Below are 20449 nucleotides of genomic sequence, written 5' to 3' on the forward strand. Positions count from 1 at the left end.
TCGAATGGAATATATCTATGAATCAGCCCAGCGCAGCTACGAGGATTTCGCCAGCGGCCGGGTTCTGTATAATGCGCAGGGAACGACTTCGTTTCCTGTCAGACTAGCCAGCGAGATTGCCCAGCGGTGCTTTCAACTATTGGAGAAAAAAGGGGTACAGGGGCCGTATACCTTGTTCGATCCCTGCTGCGGCGGGGCGTATCTGTTAACGGTGGTTGGGCTGCTGCACGGGCAGCGCATTCATCGCGTCATCGGCTCTGACATTAACGCAGAGGTGCTCGGAATAGCCACGAAAAACCTGTCGTTGCTCCGCGAGGAGGGGCTGGAACAACGCACCGAACAGCTGAAAGAACTGTTGGCGTTGTATCATAAGCCGTCTCACCAGGATGCGCTGCAAAGCGCTGGCCGATTGAGGGAGCTGTTAAGGTCGTCGCGTGTGGAAGAGACGGCTTGTTTTCAAGCTGATATAACCCAACCGGAGGAAAGCTTGGCCTCCTGCAAGGGAACCCATATCGTCATGACCGATCTCCCTTATGGTGACCTGGTTAGCTGGGGCGGCGGAAGCGATGAGCCGGTGAAGGATTTCTTTAATGGCATTCATTCCATCCTGGATCCTGGCCGCTCCGTGGTTGCGGTCATATCCGACAAAGGGCAAAAATTAAAGCATGACCGGTTTCAAAGGATTCAGCATATGAAGGTGGGCAAACGACAGGTAGCCATCTTTGAACCGATTTGAACGGAGTAAAACGGACGGAATATAGAAGAGACCTGCTGCCGTCCTTAGCTGCTAACCCTCTTATCCAAGGGAGGCGTCGCTTCCATAACAACTCGCTTTTGACGTCATGTCAAGAGCGGGTTGTTTTTTTGTTCGTAGGAGGGCCATCTGGAATCCTTCACTCAAATAAGGAACATATGTTCGTTTAAAATCTAAAAAAATATAGCATTTCTTGTGGAATGCCAGCTCGTAGATAGAACTCGTGTAAGGACTCGCCCGGTCCGGGAGCCAACCCCGCCGTCAATAGGGCAATGGCAAAGCGGTTCGCTTGCCGCTCCAGCTTGCCCGGACTGAAATAAGAATGCTCCTCCAGAAAAAAGCGGCTGATTCCCTTATGGAGCCGGTCATGCCCGAGCTCATGCGCGCATACGAAGCGCTGCCATGGCGACGGCAGCTGATTGTGGATGACGATGAATCTCCGCCTCAGCTTACGGAAATACAGCCCTTTGGTCGTTTGGCCTAAATCTGCGAATCGAATATGTATGCCCAAGGAAGTCGCGATTTCAAAAGGGCAGTTGGTATGATGTTTTTTGATCAGCTGACGGATTAAGGGTTGTAAATGATCATCCATGCCGGTTCACCTGCAATATTGGGATTGGTTGAATCGTTGTAATCGGTATGTATCTCCTTATCCATGTAGATTTATTTCTTGCGTTTGTTCATTTGCTTGGCTTCCCAGAACAGTCCGGTCAGAACGTCCTTGATGCGCTGCTTGTCCTCCTCGTTCAGAGGGACGCCGTCAAACATGAGCTCACCGTCATCCTCAAGCATTTTCTTGAAATCCCGTTTATCCCTGGAGGTTGCCCAAGCGGGAGCCGAGATATTCTCGTGCTTGGCAGCATCCTGCTGCAGATAACCTGCTTTATTCATCAGCTCTTCATAGGGAACTTCGAGTGCCTCTGCCATTTTGCGAAGTGTTTGCGGCTTGGGGATGCCCCTTAGCCCATTCTCGATCCGGGAGATTTGCGATCCGCTGATATCGGCGGCTTGGGCCAGCTGATTGATGCTCCAGCCTTTGTTCTCCCTCATCTCTTTCAAGTATGATCCAAATATGTGATCCACGTTCCGGCCACTCCTCACCATAGTCCATCTGAAACATCTACTTATAGTATAAACACATCCCCTACCTTTGCCAACAGGTAAAACAAAAGAGAGCATTATTGCCAAAAGGCAAGAATATGAAAGGTACGCTCCAAATTCTCGTGAATAGTTCACCCTTTTGAAGGTTTACGTGGGTCTCCAAATAGTGGTATATTAATGAAAAATACGAACAAAATGCGAACACTTAAGGTGAGACTAACTTCTGCCAAATGGCAAAGCAAACCTCGACAATGACAATCAAAAGGGAGTGTTTTTCGAATGAATCCATTTTTACCGGAATTGGATCGCAGAAAGACCCAAAGTGCTGTTGAAGCGATATTCGAGAAATATCGTATCTATAAAACCATTACATTCGAAGTCAGGGAGGCGAGCGTCACGGCATCCTACACGGAACGATTTCATGGACCGACCAACGTCACCTCGGACCAAACGGCATCGGTTGCCATATATAATGTAGATATGCCTGCGGCCAGGAAGCAGTATTGCGAGATCATCGAGTCAATCGTGGAACGGCTTGGCGAGAGGGAACAGACTTTGATTCGGGAACGTTATATGAAGCAGGACGACGTATTCGATTACAAGGTGTACAACCATATCCTCGAACCGCCGGTCAGCAAGGATACGTATACCAAGATCCGCACCCGGGCCTTCTATAAACTGGCGCTGGCTTTAGCAGACAGGGGGCTGCTGAAGCTGCAAGAGTTGGACAAGTCCGCAAAGAGTAAAATGAACTGATAATGCCGAGATGGATAATTAAACCGAGTCTAAACCGGAGGACCTCAATGAGGCCCTCCGGTTTTTTCTATTTCAAGATGAAGATACCGCACCATGAGGCAGAACCTAAAATGAAATGGGGAAAACAGCAATAAATACGAACATAGATTCGTACTATTTTCCGCCAACATTCCACTTTTAGTTCCGCATTATCCGTCCCATAAGACGTCAGCGCATCCAATTTAGGGGTGTAAGATTGTATTATCGGAAATGAAGTTAAACAGAGCATACCGAACACACACAGTGTAGATGTGAGCCGGCCTTATGAAGGACCGGTTTTTTGCTGCGGCCTTAGGCTTCGATTGCTTCGTTTTCGATTCTCTATATATGAAGGAAAGGAGGGGGCCGTGTTGCGCAAGCATGTGAGCGCCGCAAGAAGCTGGCTATCCCATAACCGACCGGAAGCCACCCGGCCATCTGCGGAATGAGAGGGGCGATCAAGCAGGTCGCTCTAGCTATCGTACCTGAGCTTGAAGGCCGAATATATGACGTACATCCGCCGGATGGGGTTAGCGAGCCTTTTTATGGCGTCATGACGCTGGGAGAGGACGTTTGGAAATCTTCATGGGCAGGATACCGGCAGGTGGTGCGATTGAAGCTGTATGCGGATCGTTCCGAATTGCATCAGTTGGATCGCTGGGTGGAGCTTCTAATCCCGGGACTACATCGCAAGCGGGTGATCGGAGCCGATGGGAAAGCATTCAAGCTTCATTATTTGGGTGTGCCGGAAGCCGACAAGTTCGATTCTGTTTCAGGCAAAATGATCCGGATCATGCGATTCGGCGTCTATGTGCCTCAGGCATCCGGGGCCGGTTCGACCGGACAACCCGACGAGTGGCTGCATACCTTGACAGCTTGGACAGGAGAAGTACTGGGTGATCCTTGGAGAATCTATCATTCGGCATGGCCGGCAGGACGGGAAGATCACGCCGTATTATGGCGGATGACGGGCTGCGAGACCAAGATGGCGGGAGCTTCGATGTTCGAGGTTCGCAAAACCTTTACCGGGCATATTGCCGCCCTTGATTCCGCGGACGAGCAGCTCACGGCTGCAAGGCTGGTGGAGGAGCTTGGTACCCAGGTCCAGCTGATGCTGGATTCACAGAATCGCCGCTATTTATCCGTTGCGGAGATTTCCTCCGATATGCAGGCCGATCCCATTCTGGACGGGCAGCTGAAGCTGACTCTGGTGCACCGGAAGATGCGTTCACCTGAGGAAGCTGCATTGATCAGGCGCATTAACGTACATCCAATTTTAAAGTGAGGTGGTCACAATGGCTGTAAAAAAAACACTCAAGACAGAAGCCCGCAGTATCAGCGCTCCGCGATATGCGCTAGATGAACTCGTAACACACGCCAAGGAACTGTTCGAGGTTCGGGCGGAAGTGCTCGCGGGTGCCATGTATGGGGCAGACGGAGAGCTGTTCACGGTAACCGAAGTCAAAGAAAGAATCCAACAATTTATGAAAGCGAAGGTGGACTAATCATGGCAGGTGGAACATGGGAAAGCACAAATAAACCGGTACTTCCGGGTTTGTATATGAATTTCAAGGCGGCCGCCGCGTCGGCTATCCAAGGCGGATCCCGCGGTACGGTTGTCGTACCGGTTAAAGCCAACTGGGGGCCGATGCGCGAGTTCGTGGAAATCGGCAGCGAGTTCGCGATTTCCGAGCTGTATTCCGCGGATAGCCAGGATGGAGCTACGGCTTACGAAACGCTTTATCTGGCCTTGCTTGGCGGGCCGAAGAAACTGCTGGCTTATCGCCTGGCAGATAACACCGCGGCAGCGGCTAGCGTAACGCTGCAAAATGAGGAAGCTACGCCTTCGGACGTGCTGAAGCTGCAGGCGAAATATCCGGGCAGTCGTGGCAACGGCTTTTCCGTAACCGTGCAGCCATCGCTGATCGACCCGACTGCACGCGAGCTTCGCCTCTATGAAGGCGCCAAGCTGCTTGGCACCTATACAAGCCTGGACGGGACAGCAGCGTCGATTGCGGCGCAGATCAATGAAGACGATGAGAATCTCTGGGTAACGGCTACTGCACTAGAGGAGGCCGGCGTTCCTGCTGATGTGAACGGAGCTGTGCTGTCCGGAGGCAAGAGCGGCAACGGCGGCCTGACGAATGCAGATTATATCGAAATGCAGGATGCGGTCGAAGGCCAGGAATTCAACGTACTTGCCCTGGATTATGCTGCGGATATGGCTTTGCTGCAGAGCTTTGCGGCCTGGGTGAAGCGTCTTCGACAAGAAGGACGCGGCGTGATGGCCGTATTCGGCGGAAGCGCTGCGGACGATACCTCCAAGGATGCAGCCAAACTGGCGGCGGCCCGTTCGCTTGCATTGAACCATGAAGGGATTATCAATGTAGGTACGGGCGTGCGTCTGTCCGGCGTGAACTACAGTTCTGCCCTGACGGCTGCTTATGTTGCCGGGCTTATTGCGGGTCAACGCTTGAATCAATCCGCTACATATGCGGTAACGCCATTCGAGGATGTGACCCGCCGCTGGACGCGTTCCGAGCAGGAGCAGGCCGTACGCAATGGCGTATTCGTGCTTTTCTACGACGGACGTCAGGTGAAGGCGCTGCGCGGTATTAACACGTTGGTGAATCCGGCTGAAGGCCAAAACAATGCCTGGAAAAAAATCCGTTCCATCCGCGTGATGGACGCGATCCATGCGGATTTGCAGCTGGCTGCAGAGCAGACTTACATCGGCAAGGTGAACAATACGGAGGAAGGCCGTCTGGCGCTGATCGGTGCCGTAAAGGAATATCTCGCTTCGTTGTCGATGAGCAATGTCATCGAGCCGGACGGCTATGACGTCATTCTCGATCCAGCGTACTATGGCGATTCTGCCGTGAACACGCCGGAGCCGGATCAGGTCTTCCTGCAGTGGAACGTGAAGCTGACCGATGTGATGGAGCAGTTGCTCGGTACATTTTACGTGCAATAACGAGTACGGCAATCAGCGTATTTAAGATGAGACGGACTGCCCGAAGAGGGCTTTTTTTAAGAAAAAACTGAAAAGAAATCGAGGAGGAATTTAACATGTTGGATGCTTCAAGAGTCATTATGGGGACATACGGCCAGGCGTACATTGACGGGGTTTGGCAGACACACATTAACAAGCTGGAAGCCAGCGTGGAATTGGAGAAACGCGAGCTGAAGCTGGTCGGCAACGACTGGACGGTACACAAAAACGGCAGCAAAAAAGGAACCGGCACGATGACTGGTTACAAGGTTACTTCCGATATGATCTCCCGCGGCTTCACCAAATTCGATATCATCTCCAAGCTGGATGATCCCGAATCCTACGGCCATGAGCGTGTTCGTCTGATCCGCTGCATGCCGGACAAAATCCAGCTGGCCAACTGGACGGCCGGCGAGGAAGTGCAGGAGGAAACCTCGTTTACCTTTGAGGGGTACGAGCTGTTGGATCCGATTCAGGGGAATTAAGAGGTTTCTTATTATCAAGGTCAAGTGCGGCGTAAAGCGGGGGTTCGCCCGGTAAGGAATGCCTGATTCGGGCGAGCGTCGCCCTGCAATAGGAAGATGAAATCTATTATTTTATGAGTAAAGGAGATATACGCATGAGCTTGCATGAGAACATGAGCGAAGAGCAAATTTTGGACAGTCTGTTTGAGGCAGCCGAGAAGCTGCCGGAGGAAACGGTACGTATTAAGCGTTTGGATATGAAGATGGTGCTGCAGGGTTTGACTTCAAGCAAGGTCGACAGCATCCGCGAGAGATGTACCGTTCGCCGTACGATAAAGGGTGCGGTGGATGAGAAGGTGGATACGGAGACGTTTAATGCGTTGCTAATTTCCGAGGCCACGAGCAGTCTGTCGGTGAAGGGTTTGACGCTGAGCGGCTGGGGCGATCCGCGGATTACAAGCCGCTTGAAGCTGTCGGGCGGAGAGCAGGCGGTTCGCCGCATGCTGCTGGCCGGAGAGCTGGATGCCGTAGGCGATAAAGTGCTGGAGCTGTCCGGCTTCGGAGTTGAGATTGCTGACCTAAAAAACTGATCGGCTCCGGGGGAATGACGACGATGCTGTATCATCTGTGGGTCCGGCATCACCTTCGTCCCGGAGATTTTTGGCGGCTCCCGCGAGGCGAGCGCCTGCTGCTGCTCGCTTTCTCCCAGGAGGAGATCGAGGGCATGGCCGGTCAGAGTTTGAAGTGAACAGGAGGTGAAATGAAATGGCTGAAGCCATGAACTATCGTATGAATCTGGTCATCGATCCGAAAAACGTGATCAAGGCCAACCGCGAGCTGCGGGCGATGGAGCGTTATTTTGAGCGGATCCAGGGACGTGTCATGCGAATCGGACGTACCCGCATGGCACCTGAAATCGTGCTGAAGGACAGCGCCTCGAAGGGGCTGGACAACCTGCTTGGCAAAATCCAGCGGGTGAAGTCCCAAGTCATCCAAGCTTCAGCGAATGTGAAGCTGAATGTGCAGAAGCAGATTGATACGAATCTAAACCTGAGCGTGCAGAAGCAGATCGAGGCGAGCGTTCAGGTGGATTTGCGGGCGGCAGGGCTTGATTTTTCTCCGATGATCGCTGCGCTGACAGCGAATACGACTGCGGTGGATAAGCTTACGGCTGCGCTTGGGTCGCTTCAGCTTGGAGGCGGTGGGAGCGGTAAAAAATCTGGATGGGATACGGCTCTGAATGTTTTTGGTACTATAACCGCGATTGGCTCCACTATGAAAAATGGAGGCCAACTATATGGTAAAGGAACAAAGATGCGCGAAGCATGGGGTAAAGATCAACCTGCCCCTGAACCTGCCCCTAGGGCGGCACCTAGGCCCAATGGGGTCAGAAGGGGGGGCGGCCGTGGATCCAATTCCAGTCAAAACCAGGCTGCCGCGACCCCGAGTAGCCAAGGAGAAAAGCCACTAACCAAATGGGGTAAGCGTTTTATGAAGGCAGAAACATTGGGAGACGTTATAGAAACCGCTGGCAATACGGGATCTGGTGCAGTGAAATCAATTAAGGGTGTTTTGGATATTACCAAGGGTATATTTGGCGGCGGCGGTGCCAGCGGCATCGTATCCGGAGGCTCGGCGAGCGCTGCCAAGTCCGGTGCAGGGTCAGATGCAGTAAAACAGGCAGCTGACGGTAGCGCTGGAGCTAGTGCAGCAAAAAATGCCGGCAAAAGCGGCCTAGGCTCCGGCTTGATGAAAGGGCTTGGCAAACGGGTCCTCGGCCCATTGAGTTATATAGCCGATGCGACAGCAATTGCCTCAGCCAAGCCTGGGAAAGAACGAAACCAAGCCATAGGCTCCACCGTCGGCGGAGGTATCGGAAGCACGATCGGCGGCATCGTTGGCTCCGTGATCCCAGTTGCAGGTACGATGATCGGCTCAACGCTCGGCGGCACCGTAGGAAGTTTTATTGGCAAGAAGGTTGGCGGCGCAATTTCCGGTATTGGTGACAAGTTCAAAGAAGGTAAGGAGAAGGTATCGAAGTGGTTCTCCAATACGTTTTCCTTCGGGAAAAAAGACAAGGAAGCTGCTCAACCGAAGGATGTTCCGAAGGCACCACCCTCAAGTGCGGCTGCCCTTCCGGCTCCCATCATTCCGAAACCAGCGCCGGCTGATTTTAGCAAGCCGCTGCTGCCGAATCCAGCTTTGAACCCGTACGGCCCGTATGTCCCGCCTACCCATGCTACAAGCATGAGTACTTTTGGGCCACCAGCGAGTGCAGCACAAAACCAAGCTTTTGCAGGGAAGCCAACCTCCCCGCAATCTGTTCAGATCAGCCCGGAGCAGATGAGCACGATATCCGGCTTGCTGATGGATTTCAAAACGGAGACAACCGTGAATTACAATCTTCCCCCAGGCGCGGTCCAGGTTACGGTGCATGAGGAACACCCGATCGATGTGGAAGGATTGATCCTTCTGATCGGTCAGCGGCTGAGAGCCGAATTCAGCAAAGCGGCGCAGAACCGGAAGCCGACTCCGATGGCCTATTGAAGATGATGGTTACCAGCAGGCCTGAAGTCGGTCCGAAGGCATCCATACAGAAAGGAGGGGACCAAGGTGGAGTTTCTTTTGAAGAACGGAAAAGGCATGACATTCCTGTTCCCGGTCAATCCCGAAGAGGTGACCATTTCACGCCAAAAGGGACTGGAAACGGCTACGATTCTCAACTTTGGGGAATTTGATTTTCCGCAAGGCCATCGGATCAAGGAGATATCGTTCTCTTCATTTTTCCCACAAGAGTATGATGCAGCTTATTGCAAAGGAGAAGAGAAAGATCATATTAAACCGCAAACCGCGATGAATAAACTTAACGAGTTTTTGACGTATAAAACGCCGCTGCAATTCGTCATTACCGAGACGGCGGTGAACGTGCCGGTGTACATCGCCTCCCATCAGTCCACGTTTCGTGGCGGGGAGATCGGGGATGTGTATTTTGACATCACGCTTCGGACATGGAGCGACATGAAGGTGGCCAAAACGGCTGGCAGCAGCGGGGCATCTGGAACGAATAAAAAGCCCCGGGCCGACATGAAGGAAAAGAACAAGACGTACATCGTGAAGTCAGGGGACTCACTCTCCAAAATCGCCAAGCTGGAGCTCGGGGACAGCTCGAAATGGAACCAGATCTACAAGCTGAATCAGAAAATGATCGGTAAAGATCCGAACACCATCAAGCCTGGTCAGAAGCTGGTGCTGTCATGAGTTACAAGGTGATTTTGCAGGATCAATACGATTTATCTCCTTTGGTGGAAGCTATCAGTCTACGGGATTCGCTTGAACAAGTCGCTTATCAAGGAACGGTCAATCTGGTCGTAACGCAGGATATGCCGCCAATCTCGCCGGGAATGGCGATCCGGATCAGCGGGATACCTTATGGTAAAAAGGATTATGTTCCCCTGCTGCACCCGGCTGTCGTGTGGGAAGTGGAAACCTCGAATAACGGGGTGAAGCGGATGACCCTTACATTGTACGATCGGACGGTTTATCTGGACAAATCGGAGGATGAATATCTGTTCCCGGCGAAGCAGACCGCTACCCAGCGATTCAAAAAGTACGCGGCGGACTGGAACCTGAAAATTGCGGTTTTGCCCGATACCGAGAAGCAGCTGGGGCGTTCCGTTTACCGGACGCAGTCGATTTATGCGAGCATGTTCGCTGATCTGCGGGAGACGGCCAAAGCCGGCGGGAAGCTGTATCATCCGCGGATGATCTCTTCAGGGCTTGAGCTGTATGAGTTAGGAACGAACAAAGATGTCTACATCCTGGAGGCCATCACGGATACTACGCAATCGCGGACGTTGGAGGGTGCGGCGACCAAGGTCAAGGTGCTGGCGACAGCCGCAAGCGAGACCGGAAAAGAGGTTCCTTCCAAGGTGATGGCCATCGAGGAGAAGGATATTGCCAAATACGGCCAGCTCCAGGCTATTATTCAGGACGATGAAGTGAAGTCGCCTGCGGCCGCCCGCCAGCTGGCCCGGAGCAAACTGAGGGGGATTCGGGAGACCATCTCCCTGAATGCACCCGATGTCAATACGATCCGTGCCGGAGATGCGGTCATGCTGGGCTCGATGAAGCTGCTTGTGATTTCCGTCAGTCGGGAGCTGGGCAGTCCCGGAAGCATGATGCTGGAGCTGGGGAGTTATGACGATGTAAAAAGGAGGTTTTACCTTGAATAAAGACCCCTATGGACAATTGGCGTCCTCCTTATACGCCTCAATGAACAAGCAAACCCGTCAAGCCATGGGCGGCGTAGGGGCCGTACTCGGCACGATAACCTCGACGGGACTCAAGCTGGATGATTTCAAGCATGAGCTGCAGGACTATATGGTAGCGGAGCTGCCGGGAATGCTGTCCTTGCCCCGTTATACGGCAAAGGGCACCGTGACTTTGGGGGGCGGCCAGCATCAGGATATGACATTTGATGCCGAAGAGAACGAAGTTGAAGATACCCTTTTTGAATTGGGAAAAGGTTTGAAACCGGGAGACCGCGTGCTCGCCGTTCGGGTCAACAGCGGTAACGACGTGGTGGTTGTATGCAAGGTGGTGAGCATTGGTGGCTAATTTATTCCCGGAGAACGAGGACATGGTTTGGACGGATGCGACCGATCCGGAGGTACTGGAAGGAGACGGGGCTGTTTTTGGACGGAGCTGGCGGTATGATTTTGAAGCTGGCGAGTTCGTGATGTCCCCGACCCGGAAGATTCCGGTTGCGGACGAGAAGGAAGCCTGGGTCATTTGGTGCGAAAAAGCGATCCGTACGCCGCGTTACCGCCATTTGATCTATACGCGTGATTACGGCAGCGAGTTGGAGGAACTGGTCGGCAAAGGCTATGACCGATCTCTGCAAGAGAGCGAGATTCAGCGCATGGTGACCGAGACACTGCTGGCGGACGCTCGGACGGAGAGTGTGGATCAATTCCTTTTTGCCTGGGAAGGAGAAGTTTGCCGTTTCAGCTGCCGCATTACGAGTATCCGGGATGAGACGGAAATTATAGAAAGCGTGGTGATCTGATGGCAGATTTGCCGTTGTATTTGTTGGATCAGACGGAAGAGAACATTATGAACCGCATGCTGAACAAAGTGCCTTCGGACATCGACAAGTCGGAAGGTTCTTTTATTTGGGATGCGCATGCGCCGGTCGCGTTTATGCTGTCCGAAGCCGCCTTGTGGGCACAGGAGCTGCTGCGCCGAGGCTTTGCAAGCACCGTGGCAAGCGATCGTCCGGATATCCGTTCCGCCGAACTCGATCTGAGGACGGCAGAGCATGGGATTACCCGGCGGGAAGCGGTCGCATCGTCCGGCAGCGTTGTGTTTACGGGGAAGCCGGGGACGACCGTGCCTGCCGGAACCTATGTGGCTACGCCAGCCGATGAGGGCTCCGGAGAATCTTCAGTGGAGTATGTGACCACATCAGGCGTTACGCTGAGTGACTTGGGTACCGGCACGGCGCCGATTCGAGCCGTCATGCCGGGCAGTAATGGCAATGTTCCCGCAGGCGTCATTCAGCTCATGATGACATCTATCAGCGGCGTAACATCGGTTACGAACCTGGAGCCTACGCGGAGCGGGACGGATACCGAAAGCGATCAGTCGCTCCTGGAGCGTTTTTACGCCAAAGTCCGTAGTCAGGGAACGAGCGGCAACAAAGCACAGTACATGCAGTGGGCCAATGAGATTGCGGGTGTTGGCGGCGTGGAAGTAGTGCCGTTGTGGAAAGGACCCGGTACCGTTGGGCTGTATCTCATAGATACGGGCAAGCGTGCGGCAAGCCCGGATATCGTGGATGCCGTTCAGCAGTACATTGACCCGTCCCAGGATGGACAGGGTGAAGGCGTTGCCCCGGCCGGTCCTGTTATCACGGTGATGCCTGCGGCGGAAGTGGCGATTGATATCTCCGTCAAAGTGCAGCGCACGCAGGAGTTGCCTTCGACGATGGACGAAATCCGGAAGCTGATCGAGGACGGCGTTCGGACGTATTTACAGCAGATCGCTTTTAACCGGAAGGATCCTTTGGTAAGGTACACGCGTATTGCCGCTGTACTGCTGGATATCCCGATTATTATCGATTACTCGGATTTGACGATTAACGGCCATACCGAGCAGCAAAATATCGAAATTGGCTCCGGTCAGGTAGCGGTGCTCGGGACGGTGAGCGTAAGTGAATAGTACCCGAATGAACAGCTTGCGCGGTCGCGAGCTGTTTTCTTATCTACCGGCCTATTATGAGACCTCCCGTGTCATGCAATCCGATATGGATGCCAAGGGCAGCGAGTTGGACGCGCTATACCAGGCACTGAACTCAGCTGCAGACCAGTTCTTTGTCCGTACAGCAACCTGGGGCCTGGAACGCTGGGAGATGGAGCTTGGCATTCCAACCGACCGAAACAAGCCGATCGATCAGCGGCGGGCGGTGCTGGAGTCCAAGCTGCGCGGAGCGGGAACCTTCTCCGGTGCGCTCGTGAAAAACGTGGCTGAAGCTTACGACGGCGGCACGGTCGAGGTATCTTTTCAGCCCGAGGAATGGGGCTTTACGGTTAAATTCGTGGATACGCTCGGCATTCCGCCGAATCTGGAGGATTTGAAGTCTGCGATCGAGGAGATCAAGCCGGCGCATCTGGTGGTGGCGTATGCGTTCAACTACTTGCTCATACGCAATATTCATGACGTGATGACATTGGGCGAGATGGGGCAGACGCCGTTAAACAAATTTGCAGGAGGTGTTTGAGTTGTCCAGTAACACACCGAATTTAGGACTATTAAAGAAAGACCCGATGGTGGATGGCAATGAGACCTTTAACATCGAGACGATGCTGAATGAGAACTGGGATAAGATTGATGAGGCTGTGGGGCAGGTCAGAGAGGATCTGGGGAATATTGATGTGGAAATTCCGGATGCATCTTTGACTCAAAAGGGGATCGTGCAGTTGTCCAGTGCCACGAATGGGGTGCGGGAGAATGTGGCGGCAACGGAGAAGGCGGTGAAGGCGGCTTATGATAAAGGCAGTGAGGGTGTAGCAGCAGCTGCAGCGGCACAAGTAAAGGCAGAAGCGGCAGAGACTCCGGCAGGTGCTCAATCCAAGGCTAATGCGGCTGAAAACAACGCCAAGTCCTACATCGATGCAAAGCCATGGCAGAAACATAAAGTCTCCGCTGATGATGGGACTGCAATCGATATATCAGGTCAGAACTTAAACAATATCCTGCTGACTGGGTTTTATAAAGGGAACGGCATGATAAATGCTCCTGCCTTGTCTAGTGGCTGGGGTTACGTCGAAGTTATCCGACATGCCGAGACATGGGTTTTACAAAAAATTTACGATCTACACGCTGATCGCTTTTACATGCGGAGACGGACTGATTCCGGGTGGACTGCGTGGACCCAAGATCTTTTTACCTCTGTCGCTAACGGGAAACAGGCGATCGCTTCCGCCATTAGCGGCAAAGGAATACCAGCATCAGGAAGCGACGAGTTTACGGTTTTAGCGAGTAAGATTATACAAATTAAAACGGGAATACAAGTGGCGACCGGAAATACGGCGTTCTCGACAGGGGCGAGGACAATAACGAACTTGCCGTTTAAACCGCAGATATTAGTAGTGTATGGGCGGGCTGAGACGTTTAACAACTCTGGGTATCAAGCTCGCGCAAGTGGTTACGGCATCGCCTATAACACTGGAGGAACTAATATAATTGGCTTCAGTCTACCTTCATTTTTGTATAGTGGGGGCTATGAGATTGAGCGCAATATTCAGGAGCTAACAAACGTCGTATTCGGCGCAAATTCTGTAAGTTTTGACGGCATTAGAGGAACGGTCTCTCCAAACGGAACAGCGTATATTGTATTCGGCGTATAAGGAGGAAATTGTATGAAGGTAATTGAACCGCTCGGCAGACGTTTCTTTTGGGTAAAGTCTACTGGGAATATCGTAGCGCAGCGTGGTGAGATGTCCGCCGGAATTGAATCAACAAAAGAAGAGGATTTCGCGGTCTATGTCGAGTTAAGTCAGTATGATCCGGATGCAATTGAGATGACGACATTCGAACCAGGACAATACGCCGAAGATTTCAAACGAGCAAAGGAATGGCGATTTAATCCGCATACCGGCTTAATTGAATTTTTTTATAACGATCCAAACAAACCGGAATCGGAAGATTCACCAATGTATCAGAGACCTCTGACAGAAGAGATTATTAATCTTAAAGCAGCTGATTTGGTTAATAAAGAAGCCATTGCCTTACTTTTCGAAATGCAATTGAAAGGAGGTAATTGAAAGTGGATTATCGAGCGATAGCAAGAGTTTATCTTGATCTTGTAAACGCTTTGCGTAGAGAAGAAGACAGCATCCCTCAAGAAATTCGAAAAGAATATAATGATTTGAGAGCCGAATTCAAAGGGGAGACACTGAATCGGTTTTTTAGTTTATGAAATGCAATAGTTCCGCACTTAAATTTTTCTCTAACCAATAAAAGGAGGAAATTTGAATGAGCAATGTACATGGTTTCTTCACAGGTCAGTTTTCTGCTACTTGGGAAACAAGGGGGATGATTCTCCGACAGGATGGTTACGGGGAAGAGGATAAGCTGTATGTGTGCAAAAGGTTGGGCGATGGCTCTTTTGCTTGGCGCGAAATATAAATATTAATTCAAGAGGGAGGTAGGCCCATGGCCACCCAACACATACGCGATGCCCTAGCATCCCAACTATCCAGCTCCTTCCCCGACATCCCCCTCATCATCAAAGAGAATGCCGCTCCACTGCCACCAGCTCCATACTTCCAAACCGAGCTAACCCTAGCCGAGTTCGAGCCGATATCGACCAATCGATATACGGCTCGTTTTCGTTTCAAGATATATTACGTTCCGGTTCCTGAGAAGCCGGTAGCAATGATCATGGACCAGATGCTGGAGACCTTAACATACCTTGAAGTCGAAGGTCGACCTTGCCGTGCTTCATCAGTGGCGTGGGAGCGACCAACTGGGAATGATGGGGCAGCGGGAGAAGGATATTTTCGCGCAGAGTATGTCATTCAGATGAAAACGGATCAGGATGAGAACGAAATGAAGATGCAAACATTGAAACAGGGAGGCGGATTGAAATGAGTAAAAAAGAAACAGCACCGGCGTTTAACAAGTTTCAGCTGACACAATCCAAACAATTCAGTAATCGCGAGAAGGATGTGCTGAGCGCCATTCTCGAAGAGGGCAAGACGTACACCGTTCAGCAAGCGAAAGACCAATTAACCACATTTTTGAAAAAGGAGGTCATCTAAATGGCCGGAGGAACATGGACAACACCCAACAAAGTAAGACCAGGCGTATACACCCAAATCTCATCGCAGGAGCAGCCAATCGGGCGCGTAGGTGAAAGGGGGATTGCGGCACTGGGCTTATCACTTTCATGGGGAGAGCCCCATAAAATCCTGACGATCAAACCAGGCACCAATCTGGTGGAGGTGTTGGGTTATGATATCACCGCACCACAGTTGCTCTCGGTAAAAGAAGTACTTAAGCGTGCTGGCACGCTTCTGTTGTACCGTTTGAACAGCGGTGTACAGGCTGCAGGTTCTGTTGCCGGTCTTAAAGTAACCGCTCTTTACGGCGGAGAGCGTGGGAATGATATCCAGATCGTTGTTGAGAACGCGGTGGATGATCCCGGCAAGTTTGTGGTCAGCACGCTGCTGAGCGGCAAAGCTGTGGACAAGCAGCTTGTAGCTAGTGCAGCCGAACTGCAGCCGAACCTGTACGTAGCCTTTACACCGGATACCGGCGATATGGCGGCCACGGCAGGATTTGCTCTGACTGGCGGCGCTAACGGCACCGTGACGAACCAAGAGCATGTGGACTTCCTTACTGCGCTTGAGGTCCAAGACTTCCAGACTGTAGGTCTGTTGTCTGCGGACCCAACGCTCAAGTCCCTGTATACCGCATTCGTTAAGCGGATTCGCGAGCAGGAAGGCAAGAAGGTTCAAGCTGTGCTGTCTGACTATTCGGCTGCGGATTATGAAGGCGTCATCTCCGTGAAAAATGGCGTTGTTCTCACCGACGGCACTGTCGTGGACAAGGTAAAGGCAGTTGCTTGGGTCACTGGTGCTACGGCTGCAGCAGCTGTTAACGAATCCCTAACGTACGCGGCTTACGATGAAGCGGTGGATACCGATGTTCGTTTAAGCCATACGGAGATTGAAGCGGCGCTCACGAATGGTGAGTTTCTGTTCAGCTACAGCGGAGGCAAGGCCGTGGTAGAGCAGGATATTAATAGCTTTACCTCGATTGAGCAGGCGAAAGCGCGGCATTTTTCTAAAAATCGGGTGGTCCGCGTGCTGGATGGCATTGCGAATGATTTAAAGCTCATTTTTGAGAAGTCTTATATCGGGAAGGTAGATAACAACGTAGATGGCCGGACGCTGTTTTGGGCGGAGTGTGCGGCGTATTTTGCATCTCTGCAGAATATCGGGGCCATCCAGAATTTTGATGCGAACGAGGATATTGTGGTGACGCCGGGCACAGAAGGCGATGTGCTGTTTGTGGATATCAAGGTACAGCCAGTCGATGCAATTGAAAAAGTATACATGAAAGTGAAGGTGGTCTAAGATGGCATTTTTGCGGGCGAACGACACGATTTCCGGGCAAGAGGGCAAGGCATTCGTCAAGATTGGCGAGCGTATGGAGGAAATGTTCTACATTAAAACACTGGAAGCTACGGTGGAGAAGGAAAAAGCCGAGCTGAAAACGATGGGCCAACGCGCCGTACAGCACAAAGCCATTGGCTGGAAGGGCAGCGGCACGATGACCATTTATTATGTGACCTCACTGTTTCGCGAGCTGATGATGGAATACATCCAAACAGGGAAAGACGCCTACTTCATGATCGAAGTGCGCAATGAGGATCCGGGATCGACCACAGGGCGTCAGACAGTGATTTTGGAAGGGGTCAACCTCGACAGCGTGATTATGGCTTCTCTCGACACCGAAGCGGAGGCGCTGGAGGAAGAAGTGGCCTTCACGTTTGAGAATGTGCGGATTGAGACGCCGTTTAACCCATTGGCCTAATACTTAATATTGAATGAGGAGGAAGGATATGAGCGATTTTAGTATGTTTTTTGCTGGGCAGTCGTCTGCGGAGATCACGGAGGAATTCGTGGTCTCTGTTCGTTTTAAGGATGCTGAAGGGAGCCCTGTGCCTTGGAAGCTGCGCAGCATCACGGAGGAAGAAAACCAGGAGTGCCGCAAAGCGGCTACGCGTAAGGTTAAGGGCAAGAACGGTGTATTCACGCCGGAAATCGACCCGAACGACTATATGGCGAAACTGATGGTATCGAGCGTCATCTACCCCGATTTGAAAAACAGCGAGCTGCAAAAATCCTACGGCGTGCTCGGTGCAGAATCTCTGCTCCGCAAAATGCTGCTGCCCGGTGAGTTCGCCGCGCTTGGAGAACGGGTGCAAGCGCTGAACGGTTTTGACCGGGATATGAACGAACTGGTGGATGACGTAAAAAACTAATCAAAGAGGGCGACGGTGACGCGAACTATGCGTACTACGCCCTCCATGAACTGCACATCCTTCCTCACCAGCTCATGGCGATGACGGTCCGGGAACGGGCCGCCATCTATGCCATGATTTCGATGCGGGTGGAGAAGGAGAAGCGTGAGCGAGTTCGGAAGCGGAGATAGGTTGTAGAAGAAGGGGGTGAAGGAATGGCGAGTGTAAAGGATGCACTCCTGCGCTTAAATAATTTGGCTAATGAAATGATCGTGAATCAGCTGTTACAGCTTGAAAACAGCTTTCAACAAACTGTTGATCAAATTGCTGAGGCAGCAGCAGAACAAGAGCAGCTTAATGAACGGATTGAGCAAGGGGAAAAGAAAGCCAGTAAGCTTGGGAATACTTTTAAATTGTTAAAATCCGCATATAAAGCGGCCGATTTTGTTGCGAAAATGACGATTATTCCAGCAGCAAAAGAACAAGTAACGGAAGACTTCTTTAAAGTTAAGACTGGTGATGCCGAGGTAGGTTCAGCTATATTCGAGAACGTCAAACAGAATGCATTGAAAACCGGGTTAGATGTTAATGATTCGTTAAATAATGCTTTAACGTTCATGTCAATGACTAAAAACTCAGATCAAATTGCGCAATTAAATGGCTTCGCTGATCGAATGAGCACACTATCAACAGACGGCAAGAGTTCAAAAGATGCAACAGGGGCGATTATGAGTGCGATGCGTGGCGATACCAGCTCTCTAGCTAAAGATTTTAATATTCCTGATTCCCAGATTAAAAGCTTTAATGCAGAAATCATATCATCTAAAGGGAATTTTACTGCATTTCTTTCATCCATGGACAAACTGCTGCAAAAATCAGGGATGACACAGGAAGCTATGGATGCCATGCTGGATTCGCCTGTTAATAAGTGGCAGCAGCTAATGGGATCCGTCAACAATTCTTTTGTTCAGATGGGGGGTGGCGCATTAGCTGCAATCATGCCAATTCTGGATATGTTGAATGCAGCTTTTGAAAACGGGACTTTCCAGCCTTTTATTGATGCTATATCCATAGGATTAACCGTAATTGCTGAGGGGTTTTTGTGGGTAGCGCAAATGATCCCTCCAGCCTGGGAATTCATTAAAGCTACGATTGCTGGTGTCGGTAACACCATATGGAATCTGGTCACTATATTTATGGGGTTGCTTCCTGTTATCGCTTTAGCGGGTGTTTTTTTTGCGATGTTAAATGCAGGGATGATCATGGGGAGAATATCGGCTTACGCGTTTACTGCAGCACAAACTGTGATGGCTACGGTTACGAATATAGCGGCAGGTGCAATGAGATTATTTAATATGGTGGTTAAGGCTAATCCTCTTATGCTATTAATTTCTTTAGTTATCGCTGCTATGGCCGCATTCGGGGCTTGGAAAGTGGTGACGCTGGGCCTTAAGCAGATATTCAGCAACGTATTCGGCTTCATTGTCGATCTGGCGCAAAACACGGTTAATACTGTCATTTCAGTTATTAACGGGATAATTAAGGGTGTTAACGCGGTAGCGGGCTTTTTTGGAAAGGTCCTTGGTGTGGATACCAAGCAGATTGCAGAGATTGAGTATAAGGCAGACTTTACGAATTTCAAAGACACCGGACAGAAAGGCATAGAAGATTTCTCCATGGATACATTTAAGGATAAATTCATGCCGGATAAGAACCTGGGCAAGAACAACGAGGATATTTTAAAACAGTACAACACGGGGAAAACCGGGTACGATGTTGCTCTTCCAAAAGCAACCCCGACCCCGTCCATGCCTGCTATGCCCGCCATGCCAACGGCTCCAATCCCGGTAGCCCCTGCGGGTGGCAGCATCGATTCCATTGGTAAAGTGGATAACTCGGTGGACGTGGCGAGCGAGGATCTGAAAGTGATGCGCGATTTGGCAGAAGTGAATGCGATCAGCAATATGATCACCCTGACGCCAACCGTACAGATGACGACGGGAGATATTAATTCCGGAGCTGATCTGGATACGATCATGTCGAGAATTAACCGGACGCTGGAGGAGCAGTTTGTGTCCAGTGCCGAGGGGGTGTATTTGTAGCATGAGCGATTATGGATTTTTTCTGAGCTTCAATAACCAGGAGGAAGTTTTCCGATTTCCGGTGAATCCTGAGCGGTTTGACGTCAAGGATAGCGGTGAAGGCAAATCCTATACGGTAGCTGGGCTTGGCGAAGTAAATGCGATTCTGCATCCGAAGCTGACGGAGATCTCGTTTGAGAGCTTTTTCCCGGGGAGAGTGTATCCCTTTGTACATCTAGGTTCTGACAAAAAGCTGAAGCTTCCGATTGAATACGTTAATACCATTAAGGGCTGGATGGAGTCCCGTCGACCTGTTCGCTTTGTCATGACGGGGCTTGTTCCCGATCCGCTGAGCGGTACGGATGGCAAGAATGTGGTGAGAGCGAGGAAGTCTTTTGGCATCAACATGGCGGCATCCATCGAAAGCTTCAACTGGAATACGATGGCCGGTTCACCGGAAGATATCGAGTTCTCAATTACGCTCAAGCGCTATGTGTTCTACGGGGCGCGTAAAGTCGTGCCGGTTAAGGACAAAAAAGCCGCTGCGGTGAAAACCAAAGACAGGCCGGATGACCGGAAAAAGCCGACTTCCTATACGGTTGCCAAAGGCGATTCCCTGTGGAGCATTGCCCAAAAGCTACTCGGCAGCGGTTTCCGTCATGCGGATATCCAAAAACTGAACGGAATCAAGGACCATGAGGTCCGGAAGCTGGCCGTCGGCCGGGTTCTCAAGATTCCCTAAAGAGG

At 51.4% G+C, this 20449-nt stretch carries 28 protein-coding genes; 26 read left to right on the plus strand and 2 right to left on the minus strand.

Annotated elements, in window-relative coordinates; genetic code table 11:
- Nucleotides 1–4 precede the first annotated feature (4 nt).
- Complete coding sequence (locus tag AK95_RS24110; protein ID WP_071222444.1) at nt 5–736, plus strand: hypothetical protein; 732 nt, start codon at nt 5–7, stop codon at nt 734–736.
- A gap of 184 nt (nt 737–920) precedes the next feature.
- Here the strand turns inward: AK95_RS24110 and AK95_RS24115 are convergent, their stop codons facing one another.
- A complete protein-coding gene (locus AK95_RS24115; protein WP_071222445.1) occupies nt 921–1346 on the minus strand; it encodes an ImmA/IrrE family metallo-endopeptidase in 426 nt (141 codons plus the stop codon).
- Between the two features lie 71 nt (nt 1347–1417).
- Nucleotides 1418–1837 (minus strand): transcriptional regulator, encoded by a 420-nt coding sequence (locus AK95_RS24120; protein ID WP_071222446.1) that lies wholly within the window; start codon nt 1835–1837, stop codon nt 1418–1420.
- Nucleotides 1838–2134: 297 nt separating this feature from the next.
- Between AK95_RS24120 and AK95_RS24125 the strand changes: the two genes are divergently transcribed.
- From AK95_RS24125 to AK95_RS24225, 25 genes are all read left to right on the plus strand, one after another.
- Complete coding sequence (locus tag AK95_RS24125; protein ID WP_071222447.1) at nt 2135–2611, plus strand: ArpU family phage packaging/lysis transcriptional regulator; 477 nt, start codon at nt 2135–2137, stop codon at nt 2609–2611.
- Nucleotides 2612–3074: 463 nt separating this feature from the next.
- On the plus strand, nt 3075–3914 hold the full coding sequence (locus tag AK95_RS24130) for a hypothetical protein (protein WP_071222448.1): 840 nt from the start codon (nt 3075–3077) through the stop codon (nt 3912–3914).
- Between the two features lie 10 nt (nt 3915–3924).
- Nucleotides 3925–4134 (plus strand): YqzN/YkzM domain-containing protein, encoded by a 210-nt coding sequence (locus tag AK95_RS24135; RefSeq protein ID WP_071222449.1) that lies wholly within the window; start codon nt 3925–3927, stop codon nt 4132–4134.
- A 2-nt stretch (nt 4135–4136) separates the two neighbouring features.
- Nucleotides 4137–5603 carry a phage tail sheath family protein gene (locus tag AK95_RS24140; protein ID WP_071222450.1) on the plus strand — a complete coding sequence of 489 codons (1467 nt, stop codon included), beginning with the start codon at nt 4137–4139 and terminating at the stop codon, nt 5601–5603.
- A 95-nt stretch (nt 5604–5698) separates the two neighbouring features.
- Nucleotides 5699–6106 carry a phage tail tube protein gene (locus AK95_RS24145; RefSeq protein WP_071222451.1) on the plus strand — a complete coding sequence of 136 codons (408 nt, stop codon included), beginning with the start codon at nt 5699–5701 and terminating at the stop codon, nt 6104–6106.
- A gap of 134 nt (nt 6107–6240) precedes the next feature.
- Nucleotides 6241–6675 carry a phage tail assembly chaperone gene (locus AK95_RS24150; RefSeq protein ID WP_071222452.1) on the plus strand — a complete coding sequence of 145 codons (435 nt, stop codon included), beginning with the start codon at nt 6241–6243 and terminating at the stop codon, nt 6673–6675.
- Nucleotides 6676–6698: 23 nt separating this feature from the next.
- Nucleotides 6699–6833, plus strand: a complete 135-nt coding sequence (locus tag AK95_RS35180) for a hypothetical protein (RefSeq protein ID WP_015737373.1) — start codon at nt 6699–6701, stop codon at nt 6831–6833.
- A 17-nt stretch (nt 6834–6850) separates the two neighbouring features.
- Nucleotides 6851–8632, plus strand: coding sequence for a hypothetical protein (locus AK95_RS24155; protein ID WP_071222453.1), 1782 nt, complete (start codon nt 6851–6853; stop codon nt 8630–8632).
- Between the two features lie 66 nt (nt 8633–8698).
- Entirely contained in the window at nt 8699–9343 is a 645-nt protein-coding gene (locus AK95_RS24160) for a LysM peptidoglycan-binding domain-containing protein (RefSeq protein ID WP_071222454.1), read from the plus strand.
- Nucleotides 9340–10317, plus strand: coding sequence for an XkdQ/YqbQ family protein (locus AK95_RS24165; protein ID WP_071222455.1), 978 nt, complete (start codon nt 9340–9342; stop codon nt 10315–10317). Before AK95_RS24160 ends, AK95_RS24165 begins: the two co-directional genes overlap by 4 nt.
- The gene (locus AK95_RS24170) at nt 10310–10702 is read left to right on the plus strand and encodes a hypothetical protein (RefSeq protein ID WP_071222456.1); all 393 of its coding nucleotides are present in this window, start codon (nt 10310–10312) and stop codon (nt 10700–10702) included. The genes AK95_RS24165 and AK95_RS24170 overlap by 8 nt, the downstream gene beginning before the upstream one ends.
- Nucleotides 10695–11153, plus strand: a complete 459-nt coding sequence (locus AK95_RS24175; RefSeq protein WP_071222457.1) for a DUF2634 domain-containing protein — start codon at nt 10695–10697, stop codon at nt 11151–11153. The genes AK95_RS24170 and AK95_RS24175 overlap by 8 nt, the downstream gene beginning before the upstream one ends.
- Complete coding sequence (locus tag AK95_RS24180; RefSeq protein WP_071222458.1) at nt 11153–12307, plus strand: baseplate J/gp47 family protein; 1155 nt, start codon at nt 11153–11155, stop codon at nt 12305–12307. The genes AK95_RS24175 and AK95_RS24180 overlap by 1 nt, the downstream gene beginning before the upstream one ends.
- A complete protein-coding gene (locus tag AK95_RS24185) occupies nt 12300–12866 on the plus strand; it encodes a YmfQ family protein (RefSeq protein WP_074961936.1) in 567 nt (188 codons plus the stop codon). Before AK95_RS24180 ends, AK95_RS24185 begins: the two co-directional genes overlap by 8 nt.
- Nucleotide 12867: 1 nt before the next feature.
- Nucleotides 12868–13995 (plus strand): pyocin knob domain-containing protein, encoded by a 1128-nt coding sequence (locus AK95_RS24190; protein WP_071222460.1) that lies wholly within the window; start codon nt 12868–12870, stop codon nt 13993–13995.
- 12 nt (nt 13996–14007) lie between these two features.
- A complete protein-coding gene (locus tag AK95_RS24195) occupies nt 14008–14412 on the plus strand; it encodes a hypothetical protein (protein WP_071222461.1) in 405 nt (134 codons plus the stop codon).
- A 2-nt stretch (nt 14413–14414) separates the two neighbouring features.
- Complete coding sequence (locus AK95_RS34305) at nt 14415–14567, plus strand: hypothetical protein (RefSeq protein ID WP_162487643.1); 153 nt, start codon at nt 14415–14417, stop codon at nt 14565–14567.
- A gap of 56 nt (nt 14568–14623) precedes the next feature.
- Nucleotides 14624–14776 (plus strand): hypothetical protein, encoded by a 153-nt coding sequence (locus tag AK95_RS34310; RefSeq protein WP_162487644.1) that lies wholly within the window; start codon nt 14624–14626, stop codon nt 14774–14776.
- A gap of 27 nt (nt 14777–14803) precedes the next feature.
- Nucleotides 14804–15241 (plus strand): phage tail terminator family protein, encoded by a 438-nt coding sequence (locus AK95_RS24200; protein WP_071222462.1) that lies wholly within the window; start codon nt 14804–14806, stop codon nt 15239–15241.
- Nucleotides 15238–15411, plus strand: coding sequence for a hypothetical protein (locus AK95_RS34590; protein ID WP_201259426.1), 174 nt, complete (start codon nt 15238–15240; stop codon nt 15409–15411). The genes AK95_RS24200 and AK95_RS34590 overlap by 4 nt, the downstream gene beginning before the upstream one ends.
- Nucleotides 15412–16731, plus strand: a complete 1320-nt coding sequence (locus AK95_RS24205; protein ID WP_071222463.1) for a phage tail sheath family protein — start codon at nt 15412–15414, stop codon at nt 16729–16731.
- A 1-nt stretch (nt 16732) separates the two neighbouring features.
- Complete coding sequence (locus tag AK95_RS24210; protein WP_071222464.1) at nt 16733–17191, plus strand: phage tail tube protein; 459 nt, start codon at nt 16733–16735, stop codon at nt 17189–17191.
- 28 nt (nt 17192–17219) lie between these two features.
- A complete protein-coding gene (locus AK95_RS24215; RefSeq protein ID WP_071222465.1) occupies nt 17220–17642 on the plus strand; it encodes a phage tail assembly chaperone in 423 nt (140 codons plus the stop codon).
- Nucleotides 17643–17836: 194 nt separating this feature from the next.
- The gene (locus tag AK95_RS24220) at nt 17837–19723 is read left to right on the plus strand and encodes a phage tail family protein (RefSeq protein WP_071222466.1); all 1887 of its coding nucleotides are present in this window, start codon (nt 17837–17839) and stop codon (nt 19721–19723) included.
- A 1-nt stretch (nt 19724) separates the two neighbouring features.
- Nucleotides 19725–20444: a LysM peptidoglycan-binding domain-containing protein gene (locus AK95_RS24225; protein ID WP_071222467.1), complete on the plus strand. Its 720-nt coding sequence runs from the start codon at nt 19725–19727 to the stop codon at nt 20442–20444.
- Nucleotides 20445–20449 lie beyond the last annotated feature (5 nt).

It is taken from the genome of Paenibacillus sp. LC231, from assembly GCF_001860525.1.
Classification (GTDB): Bacteria; Bacillota; Bacilli; order Paenibacillales; family Paenibacillaceae; genus Paenibacillus_AQ.